Raw genomic sequence first — 16,885 nt, 5'->3', positions numbered from 1 at the left:
CTTTTATAACTTCGGATGACTCACAAGTTATTGTCGGCTTACTCTCTACTTTAATCGTAAATATTGAGTCTAAGGTATTGTATTTTATATTTTGATAGTTATATGTGTTTGGCTCTGAGGTAAAATAATTAAATTGTTTCGGGGATATGTTAAAGGATAACTCTTCAAATATCTCTCTGGATAAAGCGTGTTCTAAGCTCTCATTATGATCAACAAATCCACCAGGCAAATCGAGTAAACCAATTCCAGGCTCTTTAGCCCTCACAGTAAACAAGACTTCATCTTTGTACTCAATAATAGCTGCAACCGAAGCTGCTGCATTATGGTAATACAAAAAATCACATTCAGAACACGAGAAAAAATGTCCATTTATAAAGGAAATGTTGTTTGTTGTGCATTTAGGGCAGTAGTTGAACATAGTAAGCTCGCTAATTGTGGGGGATGTAGTGAGGTTAGGGGACTCACTACTTAGTTTGAACATTTAGTTGAAAAACTCCTAATTATCCTCTTGGTTAATAAATTCAATTAATTCAGATGTTTTCTGAGTTAATAAAGATTGATTACCTCTTGTTTCGATATTCACTCGTAGTAGTGGCTCAGTATTGGAACTTCGAACATTAAAACGCCATTGTTTGAAGTTTATGCCAATACCGTCTGTATAGTCGACACTTTCGGCATTACTTTGATAGCGGTTACTTAGTTTCTGAATTATATGCTGACTGTCTTTGACTGTTAAATTGATCTCGCCACTACATGGGAAGCTACGAGTTAAGTCAGCAACAAGCTCCGAGAGTTTTTTTCCTGATGTTGAAATGAGCTCTGCGATTAATAACCACGGGATACTGCCATTATCACAGTAGTAAAAATCACGGAAGTAATGGTGAGCACTCATTTCTCCGCCATATAAAGCGTTTTCTGTTCTCATGCTCTGTTTAATAAATGCATGGCCTGTTTTGCTCACAACAGCTTGTCCGTTTGCTTTACTAATTGTTTCTAACGTTGCCCAGTATAACCGAGGATCATATATTATTTTTTCTTCTGGTGATTTGTCGAGCATAATTTTAGCTAATAAAGAAACAATATAATAACCTTCAATAAACTGTCCTTTTTCATCAAAGAAAAAGCAACGGTCAAAGTCACCATCCCATGCTATGCCAAAATCTGCGTTATGACAGGTAACCGCCTTATAGGTATCTTGTCTATTTTCTGGTAATAAAGGGTTAGGAACACCGTTTGGAAAGTTACCGTCAGGGGTAAAATGAAGCTTTTTGAAGGTAAATGGCAATTGAGATTCTATGGCATTAATAATGGCACCTGCACCTCCGTTGCCAGGGTTAGCGACTATTGTAAGTGGTTTGACATTGTCAAGATTGATAAAAGACATTAGTTTTTCTATATAGTCTTTTCTTGTTTCTTTTGTTGATAAGGTTCCGATTAATCTAGGCGTAGTGAAGTTTGCTTGCTCAGCCAGTGACTTTATTTTTAATAACCCATTATCAGCACTGATTGGCTTAGATTCTTTGCCAACAAATTTCATGCCATTATAATTGGCAGGGTTATGACTAGCGGTGATGCAAATACCACCATCGGCTTCTAAAAAGGGAACCGAAAAGTATATTTCTTCTGTACCGCATTCACCAATGTCAATCACATCAACATTACTATCAAGTAAGCCTTGAGTTAATGCTTTTGATAAATCAGGACCTGATAAACGTATATCATTACCAATAACGACTACAGATGGAGAAAATACTTGAGCATATGCTCGGCCAATCCTGTATGCAATCTCAGGGTTTAATTCGCTTGGTACGATGCCGCGAACATCATAAGTTTTAAAACAGGTTAATTCTGGGTTGTTTTGTAACATAAATAATCTCTAATATCATTTTACTTAAAAAGGTGAAACTTAGTTGCAAACTTTTGCGCTTCTAAACCAGCAACGACCAAGTGATACAATGTACTTGCAGGGGCATTATCACTTAATACTTGGTTATCTTGATCTAAGCTGTCAATATACTGACCTTGATGAGGGGATGTTAAATAGTGTTGTGATAGTGAATTTATAGCGGTAATACTATCATCAGTATAAGGGTAACTATCTTCATGAGTAGTAAACTCAGCCTGGGCTAAACTTGCCTTGATCCACTCTGTCATTGGCCAACACCGTTTAGATGGTTTCGTTACTACACCAGAAAGGTTTACGGCATCAAATAATAAGTTACTTGACCTATCTAAGCCTAACTTTAAAGCGTTATGGTATAATACGTGGCAGTACTCATCTACTGGTGCTTGCGTGAACTTTTGGTATTGTCTAAGTAACCATACCCATTCCATCATATGTCCAGGCTCAACAATTTCACCCACTTCACTCGGCGCTACTTTCCAGTCATCAGTAAAATACTCCAACAGAACCTTATTTTTATGGTCAAAAAATATGGTTTCAAATAAACAAAATACTTCACCAGCTTTAGCAAGCCATTTACCATCTTTAGTGAATTGATAAAGTGTTAAGAAGGCTTCAAAAAGGTGCATGTGTGGATTCTGACGACGGTACTCACTAGTATAATCTCCTTCCATCCAGCCACCTGGGGCTTCTTTTAAATTCTTATCCATGGTATTGAGTAACTGATTCGCTTTTTTTAGTGCATTTAAATCGTTAAACACATGATATCGCCATGCATAGGCCAAGAGAAAGAAGGCAATATCATAGAGATCATTATTTGGGTTAATAATGATATTATTTGCATTTAAGATGTGAGCATAATGAGATTTTTCAGGAATATTTGCATATTTTTGGCAGAAACTCTCTAGCGAGGCAACTAGATCAAAACCATTGTCAATCCAGCCCTCTTGAGCCGCAGCACTAAAAACGAACATCTGTCTAGCTTGTACTCGGATACGTTTATTACTTTTTAAGTCAGGCAAGCCGTTTACTGAGAATTGCTCTATACTGGCCCCTTCATTATCGACACCTTTTGAACTCCAAAGCGGGAGAGCTGAGCATGCTAGCCAATCTACATAGTTCTTGATTACTACAGGTAGTTCATTGTTCATTATAAATATTCCAGTAATTTTAATGGTCTTTCTGAGTTACTCAGAGTGATTAAATAATAATTATTCCACAGTTTTTGAACCGGTTCAAGTTGATTTTATTTAAGTGGATTGGCTATTTCATTTTTTCAACGAGAGTTACTAGTAATGTTGACCCTATAGATGATTTTGGATAGTATGTTGTGGTTGAACCGGTTCGGTATGGCGCTGGTTGGCGGTAAAGTTTTAAAATGCCTTTTTTGAAAGTGTTATCGGTTGTGATTAATTATTATAGGACGTAGACAGTATGAGTTTAAGTGAAAGTAGGCCAGCATTGAGAGAGAAAATAGCCTACGGTTTTGGTGATTTTGCCTCATCAATGTTCTGGAGATTATTCTCCATGTATTTATTGATTTTTTATACCGATGTCTTTGGTATGGGCGCTGCAGCAGTTGGCACTATGTTCTTAGTTGTTAGAATTTGGGACGCGGTAACGGATCCTCTTGTAGGTATCCTTGCAGATAGAACTACGACACGCTGGGGGAAATTTAGACCGTATATTGTCTTTGGTGCTATTCCATTTGGTATTGTTGGTGTATTAACATTTACTACACCTAATTGGGCAATGGAATATAAAATTATTTATGCTTATATTACCTATTCGCTAATGATGGTAGCCTATACAATCGTCAATGTTCCTTATGGGTCCTTATTAGGGGTAATGTCATCGCACAGTGAAGATAGGACAACGTTAGCCTCGTTTCGTATGGTGTTTGCATTTGCTGGTGGCATGGCATCAGTCGCTATGGTTGAACCACTACTAGATTACTTTAGTAATTTAGGAGGTATAGAGCCTGATTTGCAAGCAGGATGGATGTATACCGTTATGGTTTATGGACTCTTGTGCTCAATATTATTCTATCTTACCTTTGCCTGGACCAAAGAGCGCGTCCAGCCACCTAAAGAGCAAAAAAATTCTCTTAAATCTGATTTGAAAAATTTAGCAAAAAATAAACACTGGTTCATTTTATTAGGTGCAGCTCTATCTACTCTGATTTTCAACAGTATCCGTGATGGTGCGGCTATATTTTATATTAAATATTACCTCAGTGTTGATAATGTAGATATTTTTGGTGTCTCATTTAGCTTAGTTGCGACTTATCTCGTGATTGGTCAAGCAGCAAATTTAGTCGGTGTTATGCTTGCTAAGCCAGTATCTTCGATTATAGGGAAAAGAAATACTTTTATGTATGCAATGTTTATTGCGGCAATACTTAGTGTGTTTGTATTTTATTTCTCAGCTACACAAGTTTGGTTAATTATTGCATCACAAATTATTATAAGTTTATGTGCAGGCATTATCTTCCCTTTACTTTGGGCTATGTATGCTGATACAGCAGATTACTCTGAATATACTACGGGTAGACGTTCAACGGGCTTGATCTTTTCTTCAGCTTCATTTGCACAGAAAATGGGCTGGACATTAGGGGGAGCTGTGACTGGTTGGACTTTAGCTTTTTATGGATATGAAGCTAATGTTGAACAAACAGAAACAGCAAAAGAAGGTATCCGTATCATGGTAAGTTATTTACCTGCAATAGGTGCGCTTCTCTCTGGAATATTTGTTTATTTTTATAGTTTAACTGACGATATTGTTGAGAGTATCAATGATAATTTACGTAAAGGAATTACTCTAACAAACCAGGGAAGCATAGAAGACTCACCGAAAAGTCTGTCGGAGCCAAATATAGTAAAACCTTCGGCAGAATTATCATAATAACAGCTTGATGTTAATCATAGGGTGTTAAATTAAATAATCTTAACACCCTTTTTAATCTACTGTTTAATTGCCGTGCTTTCTCTGATAATAAAGTCATAAGGGAGCACACACTCTGTTTGACTAGGTTTTTTACCCTCAATGAGTTGTAATAATAATTCGGCTGATTTTTCTCCGATTTTTTCTGCAGGTTGTGCCACTGTGGTTAGTGCAGGGTTTAGGTATTTAGAAACATTACGATCATCGAAGCCTGTAATTGAAATATCTTCAGGAATCCGTAGTCCATGGTTAATAAAGCCTTTTATTGCTGATATAGCCATTTCATCATTCATAGAAAAAATTGCGGTTGGTTTTTCTTCATCCATTCGTGAGAAGTATTCTGAGGCACTCAAACCAGACCAATAGGTAAAGTCACCTTCAAATATTAGTTCTTCATCAAAGTTAATGCCTGCTTTAGATAAAGCATTTTTATAACCTAAAAGTCTGTCTATAGTATGGGGATTTTTCGCTAAACCTGAAATAACACCAATTCGAGTGTGGCCAAGTGAAATAAGATGCTCTACTACTCTTTGACTAGCCCCTGTATTATCAATTCTTACAGAGGGGTAGGGTGTATTTTCACAACTACCTGCGCTTACAGTTATAACGTCTTTACTAGGAGGTAAAGAATCACCCTCAATATAGGGACGTAAATTTATAATACCATCGGCTAGCCGAGTTTCCACCATATTAACAAACTCTTGTTCACGCTTTATGTCATCTCTTGTGTCTCCTAATAACACACTATAGCCTTGCTTTTGAGCGACATATTCAATCCCACTTATTACTTGTGCGAAAAATAAGTTGGCAATATCTGGCACTAAAACAATAATTGAATTTGATTGTTTATTACGAAATTTTTGCGATAGCATATTCGGTTTGTAATTTAACTTTTCTATTGCTTTTTGTACTTTTCTTAAGTTTTTTGGAGACACCGTGTCAGGTGCACTAAGTGCCTTTGAAATTGTGCCTGTTGACAAGCCTGATTCTTTGGCAACGTCTCTGATAGTACTCATGAAATTTCCTTAAATAAACATCTTCGCATTAATTTCTACCTTATTTTTACAACATAAATAAAATATTACTAGTAAAAATAATATAAAACGGGTAAATTACTTGCGTGAACCGGTTCATAGTTTGTATGGTGACTGACGTTTAGAAAGACAGGAGCTATGAAGTTAGTACTGAACTACGTTTAGACATATTTTAACTTCGGTTCATAAGTGTAGAATTTAGGACTAATCGTGTTCCTATAAACATTAAAGAATTAGGTAGATAAGAGAATAGTATGATGGCGAAAATTGAAGAACAGTCTTTTCAAAATAAAAGAGCGACACTGCTTGATGAAAGTGAGCAATTATTAACGTTAAAGAATAATCCAAGTAAACAATATAATGGCATTTTTCAACGTTGGGAAAATCCTATTGTCACACGTGATCATATACCTTTAGATTGGCGGTATGACTTTAACGAGGATACCAATCCTATGCTGCTTGAACGGATTGGTGTTAATGCTACGTTGAACTCTGGTGCTATTATGTTAAACGGTAAGTACCTCATTGTTGTGAGAGTCGAAGGTAATGACCGAAAATCATATTTTGCAGTAGCTGAAAGTGATAACGGCATTGATAATTTCCGTTTTTGGTCTAACCCGATAACTTTACCTGAAACCGAAAATCCAGACACGAATGTTTATGATATGCGCTTAACTGCTCATGAAGATGGTTATATTTACGGTCTATTTTGCACTGAAAGGAAAGATAAAACTCAAATGGAAAATACCAGTGCTGCTGAAGCACAATGTGGTATTGCGCGCACAAAAGATTTAGTGAACTGGGAAAGACTTCCTGATTTGATCACTTACTCAGGCCAGCAGCGAAATGTAGTCTTACACTCTGAATTTGTTGATGGTAAGTATGCGCTATTTACTCGTCCACAAGATGGTTTTATCAGTGTTGGCGGCGGTGGCGGCATTGGTTGGGGTTTAAGTGACTCTATGGAAAATGCTGAAATTAAAGACGAAGTGATAGTTGATAGTAAAACCTATCACACCATTAATGAAGTGAAAAATGGTCAAGGACCGGCACCAATTAAAACGGCAGAAGGTTGGTTACATCTTGCCCATGGTGTACGAAACACGGCGGCAGGATTACGTTATGTGTTATATGCATTTATGACAGACTTAAATGAGCCTTGGAAAGTCACTCATAAACCTGCTGGCCACTTAATCGCACCAGAAGGAAGTGAGCGAGTTGGTGATGTGTCTAACGTTGTCTTTAGTAATGGTTGGATTGCTGATGATGAAGGTAATATTAATATTTATTATGCCTCTTCAGATACGCGTATGCATGTTGCGACTACTTCCATTGCGCAATTAGTCGATTATTGTCAAAACACCCCAGAAGACGGTTTACGCTCTGCAACATCTGTACAGGCAATTAATACCTTAATTGCTAAAAATTCTGCTTACACTGCGAAATAATAAATTAAGGAATTATTCATTATGGAAAACTTAGTGTTTGATAAACATTCCATTACCTCAGAGTTAAATAGTATTGGTCAATGGTGGTTAGATAAAACCTTTGATCATAAGTATGGTGGTTTTGCGGGACAAGTTGATTTTTCTGGAGAAGTTGTAAGCGAGGCTAATAAAGGTATTGTACAAAATAGTCGAATTTTATGGTTTTACAGTGAAAAAGCACTGTTTAGTGATGAAGCCAAATATACAGAAGCGGCAAATAGAGCTTTTGATTATTTATTAAAGCATTTTGATGATACTAAATTTGGTGGCGCTTTCTGGGAAGTATCAGCTTCAGGCGTGTTGGTGGATGGTAAAAAACAAACCTATGCACTAAGTTTTTGTATTTATGCTTTTTCTGCTTATTACAAGCTGACAGGTAATAAATTGGCATTGAGTAAGGCTAAAAGCTATTTTGATCTAATCGAAGCACATGCACGTGATCGAAAACTAGGCGGCTATATAGAAGCTTACACTCAAGAATGGCAGGTAATTGATGATTTACGTTTGAGCGACAAAGATTTAAATGCGCCTAAATCGATGAATACGCATTTACATGTACTTGAAGCTTACAGTGCATTGTATGCCATATTACCTGAGGAAGATGTTAAAGAAGCGTTAGAGCACGTACTTGATATCTTTGATCTGCATATAATCAATAAAGAGAATAACCATTTAAGATTGTTCTTTGATATGCAATGGAATGATTTATCACGCACTATTTCCTATGGGCATGATATAGAGGCAAGTTGGCTTATCTGGGAAGCAGTAGAGATATTAGGTGATAAAGCAAGAATAGACTCATATCGTCATACTATTATCGCCTTGGCGGAAACGTGTTTAGTTGAGTCTATCGGTAAGCATGAACAAGTATGTGACGAATATGAAATTGATGAAAAAATTCGTCATGAAGAAAGCCACTGGTGGGTACAAGCCGAAGCGCTAGTTGGCTTTCTCAATGCTTACCATTTAACAAAACAAGATAAATACTTGGCGATTTGCGAAAAAATTTGGCGGTTTATACAGTCATACCATATTGATCCTTTAGGTGGAGAATGGCACTGGATAGCAAGTATCGACAGTACTAGCCATACTTCAATGTATAAGGCGGGGTTTTGGAAAGCGCCTTACCATAATGGTCGCGCTATGATGGAAGTAGTGAAGTTATTTAATGTCATAGGAGAAGTGGATAATGTATAAGTTTATTGGCACAATATTTTGTTTATGTTCGTCACTGGTATTGTCAGCTGATTTTGAAAACTATATTACTCGTGATGGCCATCAATTAAAAGATGGTACAGAAAACTTTCGTTTTGCAGGCTTTAATGCCCCAGAACTACACCGCATTGAAGATGACAGTAAAGGTACCTGTAAAGCAGATAGCCGTGGCTGGGGGCAATATTTTAAATGGCCGACTTCTGATGAGCAAGAAAACTGGATTAAGTCACTCGTAGGTACGGGTCATAAAGCCACAAGAATTTATGTACTCTCTGTTGAACACGATGATGATAAAGCGTGTCAGCGAGAGACTCATATTCTAAGACCATTAACAACTAATGGTATGCCACAGTTAAATGAGCAAGCTATGGTGGTTTATGATCAAATGATTGCTCATGCAAGCGAACATAAGCTTCGTTTGATACTACCTTTTATTGACCATTGGTGGTGGTGGGGTGGCCGCGAACAGCTAGCTGCCTTTTACAGTGAAAGTTCAGATGATTTTTATGATATTAATAGTAAAACATTTGCTGCTTATCTAAATATTATTAAGCAAGTTATTAACCGTAAAAATACCATTACTGGCCGTTATTATTATCAAGAAAAAGCCATTATGGCGTGGGAAACTGGCAATGAGTTAAAAGATAGTACCGCTGATTTTGTTCGCGTCACCGCGGCGCACATTAAATCACTAGCGCCAAACCAGCTGGTGGTCGATGGTAATTACTTATCAATTTTAGAGCATTCCTTAAATGATGAAAATGTTGATATTATTAACAATCATTTCTACACGGTTAATGACAATAATAAACCCGAAACTATTGTTAATGATTTAACTAAAATTGCTGGTCGAAAAGCTTATTTAGTGGGTGAATATGGTCTTAAGCCTTATCAAGGGTTGGACGATATTATGCAAACGGCTATTCATCATGACGTTGATGGCGCCAAAGCTGTTGGTGCTTTTATTTGGGGTTATAGAGGACACAGACATAACGGTGGCTTTTATTGGCATAGAGAAGGAAATGGTCCTTATTATAGTTACCATTTACCAGGCTTTGCTGACGGCGACGTCAATGAAGAACTACAAGTTACTCAGCTGGTAAGAAAAGCGCAGGCGCAAATGAATGGCTTAACAGAAGCGCCACCTTTAGCTAAACCTCAAGCTCCCAAGTTTAGAGCTATTTCTGCTGATAGAAAGTTGACTTGGATGGGAGCACCGTTGGGGCGAAGTTATACGATTGAACGCAAATTGAGTACGGATGATAACTGGCAGGTTATTGCAGAGAGCATTTCCGATGGTCAAAATCGTTTCGATCCACAAACAAGTGTTTTGTTTCAAGATAACGCGCAATTAGTCGCAGGAAAGCGTTATGACTATAGAATTATTGCAATAAACGAAAGTGGTCAATCTAGACCTTCAAATGTAATTTCAATAACGCTGGAAAAAGCTGATGATAGTTTTGTTGCGGTAAAAAGAGGGCTGTTTTATCGTAATGGTAAGCCTTATCATTTTATTGGTACAAACTATTGGTATGGGCCATTAATCGCTGCTAAAAACGGCGATCGTCAACGTTTACATCGCGAGCTTGATCAGTTGCAAGAACATGGTGTGACAAACTTAAGAATACTGGTAGGTGCAGACGGTGGCAAAGGTGACTCTGTAATTAAACCTGCTTTACAGCTCTCGCCAGGGGAATATGACCAAACCTTGCTTGAAGGGTTAGATTATTTGTTAGTTGAAATGAAAAAGCGCGATATGGTTGCAGTACTGTATTTGACTAATAACTGGATTTGGTCAGGCGGTATGTCGCAGTATTTAAACTGGCATGGTTATGGTGATGTACCGAACCCTTTTAAAGAAGGAGTGAGTTGGGATGATTATATGTCATATACCAAGCAGTTTCATGCCTGCTTGCCTTGTACTCAAGACTTTTATCAACATGTGGAAACTATACTTACCCGTACTAATAGTTTAACGGGTGAGTTATACAAAGACGACGCCACCATTATGTCTTGGCAGCTGGCTAATGAGCCTAGGGTTTTTGCTAAAGATAATTTGCCAGCCTTTAAACGTTGGCTAGATACTTCGGTAGCTTTAATGGCAAAATTAGCTCCCAAACAGCTGATCTCTACCGGCAATGAAGGAGCAGCAGGTAGCTTAAATAGTGTCGAGATCTATAAAACACTTCATGATAATAGCGATATTGACTATCTTACTATGCATGTTTGGCCAAAGAATTGGTCTTGGTATGATAAAAATAGCCAAGCGGCTTCAACTCAAATAGCGATTGATAAAGCTAAACAATATATGTTTGAACACATAGGTGTTGCTGAAAGCCTGAATAAACCCATTGTTTTATCTGAGTTTGGCTTTCCTCGTCATTTAGAAAGTTTATCACCACTTAATTCTACGGATTATCGTGATCAATTTTTTACTGAAATCTTCCAACAGGTATTAATGAATAAAGAGCAAGAAGGTTATTTAGCGGGTCTTAATTTTTGGGCATATGGTGGTTTTGGCCGCGCCAACCCTGAGCATTATGGTCAATGGCAGCTAGGCGATGATTATTTAGGCGATCCAGCTCAAGAGCCACAAGGTCTAAATACTGTTTTTGCTTCTGATGAAAGTACCTTAGAAATAATTTCCAATTATAATGAAAAACTAAAATAGTTATTCTTATATACGATGACGGTAATAGTATTTTATGTCTATAAGTTTTTAACTTTTTCTTGTTAATCAACGATAGCTCCCTAAGGCTCTATAACAACAGTTAAACGCTCAGTAGTAGTTTAAAACTGAAGTGGCTTAGGGTAGCTTTACTCTTTACGGATACTTCTTAGCTAGATTAGCCATATCCATGAGTGAGGTAGTTTTTAACTCAAGGGACAGTCATACTATTGTTGTGTTTTGAACAATAAGGTTATTTTTAATAAAAATAAGGGCTATAAGCTTTTATTCCGTCTATTAGTTATCATTAATTTTTAATTACCGAGTACTAATCATGACACTTGTGAAAAAATACCGTTATATTTACGCTGGCTTAATATGCCTGACTTTATTCGGCTGTGGTAAACCTTTGCAATCTAGCACAAGTAGCAGCAACTCTAGCCAACAACATGTTTTGAGTATTAGATTAGTCTTTATACTTGCACAGAACCTTTTAAATTTACTTGCTAGTTTCTTAGTGAACTTTATTAGGTTGATTTTGGTTTTCCTCATTGCTTAATAAATTTAAGTCGCTTAACTCCAAAACGACAAGGTTTGATTCATTAGCCCGAACACATGCTTTCCCAATAGCTAACCTTAACTCTTCTATAACATTCCGCGGAGGAAGATGGCATAATGTTGAGAGCAATATTGATGAAAGCTTGTCGCTAAAGTAAGGTGATAGTTTCATATCATCTAGGCAATGTTTATACATGTTTTCAGTTATCGCTTTCATGTGCTCAGGTGTTGGCGGCTCTATCTCCATATTAACTAAACGTGATTTTAATGCAGGCTTTAATGATTCAAAATCATTCGTGGTGGTGAAGATAATGCAGCCTGATAAATCTAGTTCAAGATTCAGAAAGTTTTCTTTAAAGCATTTTCGTTGCTCTCTTTCAAAAAAAGAGTAAAGCGGCTGAATAATGCTGTCTTGGGGATTGTCTTTTGCCATACACAGCTCATCAATGAGGATAATTGGCTGAAATGACTTTGCCTCAAAGCACATAATTCTACCTATTGCGCCTAGGTCTGAATCACCATATTGTGGATTGCCACCACACAGCTCAAACCGACCAGTCATGGCTGCTGCGTTAATGGTAAAAAACTCTAACTGTAATGCTTTTGCTAAGGCGCTAACAAATTGTGTTTTACCAATACCTGGGTGACCCTGTAAATTAATGGCCGGTAAAGATAGTGGCGTATTGGTTAATTGACTTACTTGGCAGGCAGCAATCACTTGGTCAATAACACGTTGAAAGTTTGGAAATGATTTTGCTAAAGATGATAATGAGCTCGTTGTGTTTTTATTGGCATAATAAAGCGTTTTTCTTGGTCCTTGCTCTATGAGTGTTGAAAATGTTTGCATATCTTTGGTTTTTCGATGTTTTACTTCGTTTTTTAACTTTTTCATTGAAAAAATAGGGGCTGAATTACTTCTCTTTACACAATTTTGTGTAGATTGAGTTTTTCTACTTTTTAGTTCATTCGATTCTTTACTCACGTTAATACCTATAATGTCGGCAACGGTAGCCAATACCGACATTGTTTGTCCTGAGCGCTCGACTATGCTCATTATCATTTGTTGTACATCGACGACAAGCTCAGGATTAGGTGGCAGCAGTTGTACGGTTTTAATTAACGCTGCAAATACTCTTTGCTGCTTAAAGCTCATAAAACTAATAATGTCCTGCAAGTGTTTGTCATCATCGATATAACAACAAGCGAGTGCCAGTGAGAATGGGGTAATTAAGAACATCATGTCATGACGCTTTAAATTATCTATCTCAAGGAGTGCGTTAAAATGACAATAATCAAACTTGAGTGGTGTTACTTGATTCATATGAAATACCTCTGTGAAGAAGAGAAAATATAAAAAGGGCAGGGTGAGACAGCATCCGTATTCATACTGTCTCAATTGAGATAAGCCTTTATGAGTAGGAAGCAAACAGCAAAATGTTGTCGGTGAGCAAAATGCCTCCGGAGACCCTTAACAACAACTGTTGACCTGACGGTAAACAAAAACCAGGAATACGATGATTTAACGCTTGTGCAAAGTTAATTTTCTGGTCTTCAAACGTTAACTCTACATTAAATACTTCCTTTAAATCCTTTAATGAGCACAAAGTGACTTCATCGCCATTGCTGGTTTTCAGTACTAATTGCATACCACTCATAAAAGGCGTTGTCTGCATAGTCACCAGAATTTGAGAGAATGTTGCATTTCGTTTGCACTTAATGTCAGTCAATTCAATCTCTTGTTGGTGTGCTAGAACAGCACTTTCTATCTCATCAAGGTAGTTTGAGTACTGTTTATCTCGCTCTGTCGTGTACTGCATTGCCCAGAGCTCTGGCAGTTTATCTTCATGCTTAATCGCCCATTGGTCTTTACTTAGTAAATCAGGATTGTTATCACTGATTACTTTAATCACGCTGCTCGCTGAAGGCGTATATTTTTCATTTGATAAAGATAAGTTTGTCATGATTTATCTCCTAAGATTAAGCGATTTGTGCAAGTGTAGTTGATGCAAGGTGTGTTGAAGCACTGGCCTTGTCCGCCAGTTGAAGCTTTGAGGCAATAGGCGTTATTGCTTTATAGCCATAGCGACTCCCTGGACTGGAACAGGTGAGAATATGACGCAGCATTAATGAACTTTGTGGCTCAAATTTATCAAGTCTTACAAATGCTTTAGCGCATATCTCTAGTGTTAACTCATCATGGTCAACCACAGTGCCTAAATGTGTTCTGTGACCAGTGGGGGATAAGGTTCTTGTTTTACCAATGTCATGAATCAATGCAGCAACAATGGCAATATCACGCTCAACGCCCTTAAACTGATTCTCACATAACAGTCTATTAGCAACATCAACGCTGTGAGTAAGTAGACCACCGGAAAAATTGTGATGGTGCCTCAGGCTGGCAGGACATTGCAGGAAGTTAATGCCAATATCATTGCCCACAAACAAATCTGATAAAAAACGTGTTAAATGACGTGAAGAAAGACTATCAACCAAGGTTTTTAGTTGTAATAGCGTTTCAGGGGCAGGACAATAACAACTCGGCAGTGAATTGATACTTAATACTTTTCTGCTCACTTTACTTGGCAAGCTTTGTAAAAAAGCGCAGCGAACATACTGATGACCATCAACATATTTTAAGGTCGCTTCAATATGGACAATGGCGTTGCAAGTTAACTGCTCAACGTACTCATTCATATTAAAACAATACACATTAATGCTCGTGCTGATGTCAGAAAGCTTAATTATCCAATAGGCTTTACCAGACTTATCAATACGCTTAGTGCTACCTACAAGACTGTAAGCACCTTTAAAGCGTTTAAAAGAAGCAACCTCAGCTAATAATGGCTGAATTGAGTGCTCTACAGTGGCTGGAATTAATTGGGTAGAGTGTAAGTTAGTCATGATTTAAATCCTCAAGTGAAGTTTCAAGCAGCTTTTCAAATGCGCTGCCGTCTTTGCGAGTAAGGTTTGGTACGTAACGTGAATAGACCCTAAATAGCATCATGGTGGTTGAATGCCCCATTTGCTTTGCAATCCATTCTGGGGATTCACCTGATGCTAGCCACAGTGTGGCACTGGTATGGCGGGACTGATAGGGAGAGCGAGGCTCTAAACCCAAGTTTCGAAGTAAAGGGTGCCATACACGTTTGGCAACATTGTTATTATCAAGTGGTTGACCGTTGTTGTTAGTAAAAACATAGTCATAATCACCAGTTACTAGCTCTTGCTTACGTAGTGCATCAAATACTGGTTGTGACATTTGAATTTCACGGTAACTACCATCATTTTTGGTGTACTCAGTTCGGCCGTTAAGTAAACACTCCCGTACTAAAATAAGCCGATTTTCAAAATCTACGTAATGCCACTTGAGACCATTAATTTCTCCTGTTCTTAAGCCGGTAAAAAAGCGTAATAAAAAATAATTAGCAAAATCAGCTCGAACGGTGCTGAGGATTAGGTTAACTTCCTCAAACGTGAATGGCGCAATGTCGGTTTTAGGCACCTTAAGCGGTTTAATATTGCGATAAGGTGTTGTAAAATCATAACGGTCGGCTGCTTCATTCAAAATCATTCTTAAGATTTTCATATGCTTATTGATGTGACCAGCGGAAAGTGAATTGCCGTTTTTGCGCGTGACTTTGGCGAGCTGTGCGCGAAACTGCATTAAATCTGCTTTGGTGATTTGGCCGACATCTTCCTTTTCAAACTGAGGTAATATTCGGTTATCTAAGATATGCCGTACTTTCTCCTTGTAGCTAATGCGCCAACTTGATTGCATTTCATCAAACCAGGTATTAGCAAAGTCTTCAAAGTTAGGTGTTCCATTGTTAACTTGAATCATCGTTTTATGAGACTGTTCAAGTTTTGGCAGCATCTTGCTTTGAGGAAACTGCTTAGCATAATCAAACTGATTCACCAAAATGAGCGCTTCAATTTGAGTTAACAAGCTCTTTAACTTCTTACGGTTAGTTTGCGTATCACTCAATGCCGTTTGCTCTCTACAGCGTAGGTTTTTGTATTTGAAGTCAAAGTACAACTTCCCCGTTTCTTTTCTGACTCTAATATACCCCATGAGCTACTCCTCCATTTGCCATTGGAATATCAAACGTATTAGTCGACTTTTTACCAATATCCTTTTGAATAGCTTCCCAGATGTATAAAATTTTTCGACCACCAAAAGGACGTATGTAATGAACACCTTCAAGCAGTACTGAATCTTTTAAACGATCACGAATGGTACGACTGTCGTATTTAATGAGTTTTGATAACTCTGATGTGGTTAAAAAGGTTTGATTTGTTTTCATAATCGATCTTCTCCTAGATTAATGTTAAACTGAATACATAAAAGACATTTTAGTAATCAAAATGACATTCTAAATAACATAATAACACGTAAAATGATATTTGCAATGATTTTATGCTATTTTAAATGACATAAATATATTTAAGGTGAAAAATGATTAAGTGTCATCTAGCTCGATTAATGGGCGAAAGAAAAATGAAAGTTATGGATGTGGCGAGAGAAACAGGATTAAATCGTAATACAATTACTTTGTTGTATAAAGAAACTGCTCAGCGAATAGATTTAGATGCAATTGATAAATTATGTGAATTATTTAATTGTGATGTACAAGATCTTTTAGAAAGAAAGGTTGTTGATTCTATTTAGATAAAATTAAATGGGTAGGGAAAGTTAACGAAGTGTGTGATTTAACTTATGTATATGAACAACTAAGAAAGGCTACTATCTCATGGACTTTGTAGATGTTATCGAGAGGTATGTACCTGCGTCACTTGCAGAGTCGTAATATAAGTAACAAACGATATGTAAAAAATTTAGTTTTGAAATACTAAATAAGTAAGGGCTTTTATAATATCCTACCTCTCACCCTAATGTAGTTAAGTAAGTACAACTCGTGTATTAGAGCATTAAAGGCAGATAATACTGCTTTCAAACGTCACTTGTACTGTATGGATATACAGTTAATTGTTGTGATTTGATTCAGCTTAATATATATTTAGTGTATTAGTTAAATAGGTAACCAAGTCATGAAAGAAATGGACTTAAAAATAAGGT

At 37.2% G+C, this 16,885-nt stretch carries 14 protein-coding genes; 5 read left to right on the top strand and 9 right to left on the bottom strand.

Going from position 1 to position 16,885, the window contains the following annotated elements:
- From AC27IF_RS20040 to AC27IF_RS20030, 3 genes are all read right to left on the bottom strand, one after another.
- A partial coding sequence (locus AC27IF_RS20040; RefSeq protein ID WP_487056126.1) for an NUDIX hydrolase occupies positions 1-334 on the bottom strand: 334 nt, incomplete at its 3' end.
- Between the two features lie 162 nt (positions 335-496).
- On the bottom strand, positions 497-1,867 hold the full coding sequence (locus tag AC27IF_RS20035; RefSeq protein WP_487056125.1) for a phosphohexomutase domain-containing protein: 1,371 nt from the start codon (positions 1,865-1,867) through the stop codon (positions 497-499).
- Positions 1,868-1,887: 20 nt separating this feature from the next.
- Positions 1,888-3,054 carry an AGE family epimerase/isomerase gene (locus AC27IF_RS20030; RefSeq protein ID WP_487056124.1) on the bottom strand — a complete coding sequence of 389 codons (1,167 nt, stop codon included), beginning with the start codon at positions 3,052-3,054 and terminating at the stop codon, positions 1,888-1,890.
- A gap of 283 nt (positions 3,055-3,337) precedes the next feature.
- Between AC27IF_RS20030 and AC27IF_RS20025 the strand changes: the two genes are divergently transcribed.
- Positions 3,338-4,807: an MFS transporter gene (locus tag AC27IF_RS20025; RefSeq protein ID WP_487056123.1), complete on the top strand. Its 1,470-nt coding sequence runs from the start codon at positions 3,338-3,340 to the stop codon at positions 4,805-4,807.
- A 59-nt stretch (positions 4,808-4,866) separates the two neighbouring features.
- Here AC27IF_RS20025 and AC27IF_RS20020 read toward each other — a convergent pair whose 3' ends face one another.
- A complete protein-coding gene (locus tag AC27IF_RS20020; protein WP_487056122.1) occupies positions 4,867-5,862 on the bottom strand; it encodes a LacI family DNA-binding transcriptional regulator in 996 nt (331 codons plus the stop codon).
- Positions 5,863-6,134: 272 nt separating this feature from the next.
- Between AC27IF_RS20020 and AC27IF_RS20015 the strand changes: the two genes are divergently transcribed.
- The 3 genes from AC27IF_RS20015 to AC27IF_RS20005 are packed head-to-tail and all read left to right on the top strand — an operon-like array spanning position 6,135 to position 11,253.
- The gene (locus tag AC27IF_RS20015; RefSeq protein ID WP_487056121.1) at positions 6,135-7,328 is read left to right on the top strand and encodes a glycoside hydrolase family 130 protein; all 1,194 of its coding nucleotides are present in this window, start codon (positions 6,135-6,137) and stop codon (positions 7,326-7,328) included.
- A gap of 21 nt (positions 7,329-7,349) precedes the next feature.
- Positions 7,350-8,564, top strand: a complete 1,215-nt coding sequence (locus AC27IF_RS20010) for an AGE family epimerase/isomerase (RefSeq protein ID WP_487056120.1) — start codon at positions 7,350-7,352, stop codon at positions 8,562-8,564.
- Positions 8,557-11,253 carry a hypothetical protein gene (locus AC27IF_RS20005; RefSeq protein ID WP_487056119.1) on the top strand — a complete coding sequence of 899 codons (2,697 nt, stop codon included), beginning with the start codon at positions 8,557-8,559 and terminating at the stop codon, positions 11,251-11,253. The genes AC27IF_RS20010 and AC27IF_RS20005 overlap by 8 nt, the downstream gene beginning before the upstream one ends.
- A 511-nt stretch (positions 11,254-11,764) precedes the next feature.
- Here AC27IF_RS20005 and AC27IF_RS20000 read toward each other — a convergent pair.
- The 5 genes from AC27IF_RS20000 to AC27IF_RS19980 form a co-directional block, all read right to left on the bottom strand.
- Complete coding sequence (locus tag AC27IF_RS20000; RefSeq protein WP_487056118.1) at positions 11,765-13,129, bottom strand: AAA family ATPase; 1,365 nt, start codon at positions 13,127-13,129, stop codon at positions 11,765-11,767.
- Between the two features lie 88 nt (positions 13,130-13,217).
- The gene (locus AC27IF_RS19995) at positions 13,218-13,769 is read right to left on the bottom strand and encodes a hypothetical protein (protein ID WP_487056117.1); all 552 of its coding nucleotides are present in this window, start codon (positions 13,767-13,769) and stop codon (positions 13,218-13,220) included.
- A 16-nt stretch (positions 13,770-13,785) separates the two neighbouring features.
- The gene (locus AC27IF_RS19990) at positions 13,786-14,709 is read right to left on the bottom strand and encodes an HD domain-containing protein (RefSeq protein WP_487056116.1); all 924 of its coding nucleotides are present in this window, start codon (positions 14,707-14,709) and stop codon (positions 13,786-13,788) included.
- Positions 14,702-15,880 (bottom strand): Arm DNA-binding domain-containing protein, encoded by a 1,179-nt coding sequence (locus AC27IF_RS19985; protein WP_487056115.1) that lies wholly within the window; start codon positions 15,878-15,880, stop codon positions 14,702-14,704. The genes AC27IF_RS19990 and AC27IF_RS19985 overlap by 8 nt, the downstream gene beginning before the upstream one ends.
- Positions 15,867-16,112, bottom strand: a complete 246-nt coding sequence (locus AC27IF_RS19980) for a hypothetical protein (RefSeq protein ID WP_487056114.1) — start codon at positions 16,110-16,112, stop codon at positions 15,867-15,869. Before AC27IF_RS19980 ends, AC27IF_RS19985 begins: the two co-directional genes overlap by 14 nt.
- Positions 16,113-16,264: 152 nt before the next feature.
- Between AC27IF_RS19980 and AC27IF_RS19975 the strand changes: the two genes are divergently transcribed.
- Entirely contained in the window at positions 16,265-16,477 is a 213-nt protein-coding gene (locus AC27IF_RS19975) for a helix-turn-helix domain-containing protein (RefSeq protein WP_487056113.1), read from the top strand.
- Positions 16,478-16,885 lie beyond the last annotated feature (408 nt).

It is taken from the genome of Colwellia sp. KS18-150, from assembly GCF_057551365.1.
This window is presented reverse-complemented; position numbering and strand designations above follow the sequence as displayed.

Coding starts and splice junctions, on each gene's coding strand:
- AC27IF_RS20025 (WP_487056123.1), top strand. CDS start 3,338: ATGAGTTTAAGTGAAAGTAGGCCAGCATTGAGAGAGAAAATAGCCTAC.
- AC27IF_RS20030 (WP_487056124.1), bottom strand. CDS start 3,054: ATGAACAATGAACTACCTGTAGTAATCAAGAACTATGTAGATTGGCTA.
- AC27IF_RS20000 (WP_487056118.1), bottom strand. CDS start 13,129: ATGAATCAAGTAACACCACTCAAGTTTGATTATTGTCATTTTAACGCA.
- AC27IF_RS20015 (WP_487056121.1), top strand. CDS start 6,135: ATGATGGCGAAAATTGAAGAACAGTCTTTTCAAAATAAAAGAGCGACA.
- AC27IF_RS19990 (WP_487056116.1), bottom strand. CDS start 14,709: ATGACTAACTTACACTCTACCCAATTAATTCCAGCCACTGTAGAGCAC.
- AC27IF_RS20010 (WP_487056120.1), top strand. CDS start 7,350: ATGGAAAACTTAGTGTTTGATAAACATTCCATTACCTCAGAGTTAAAT.
- AC27IF_RS19995 (WP_487056117.1), bottom strand. CDS start 13,769: ATGACAAACTTATCTTTATCAAATGAAAAATATACGCCTTCAGCGAGC.
- AC27IF_RS19980 (WP_487056114.1), bottom strand. CDS start 16,112: ATGAAAACAAATCAAACCTTTTTAACCACATCAGAGTTATCAAAACTC.
- AC27IF_RS20035 (WP_487056125.1), bottom strand. CDS start 1,867: ATGTTACAAAACAACCCAGAATTAACCTGTTTTAAAACTTATGATGTT.
- AC27IF_RS20020 (WP_487056122.1), bottom strand. CDS start 5,862: ATGAGTACTATCAGAGACGTTGCCAAAGAATCAGGCTTGTCAACAGGC.
- AC27IF_RS19985 (WP_487056115.1), bottom strand. CDS start 15,880: ATGGGGTATATTAGAGTCAGAAAAGAAACGGGGAAGTTGTACTTTGAC.
- AC27IF_RS20005 (WP_487056119.1), top strand. CDS start 8,557: ATGTATAAGTTTATTGGCACAATATTTTGTTTATGTTCGTCACTGGTA.
- AC27IF_RS19975 (WP_487056113.1), top strand. CDS start 16,265: ATGATTAAGTGTCATCTAGCTCGATTAATGGGCGAAAGAAAAATGAAA.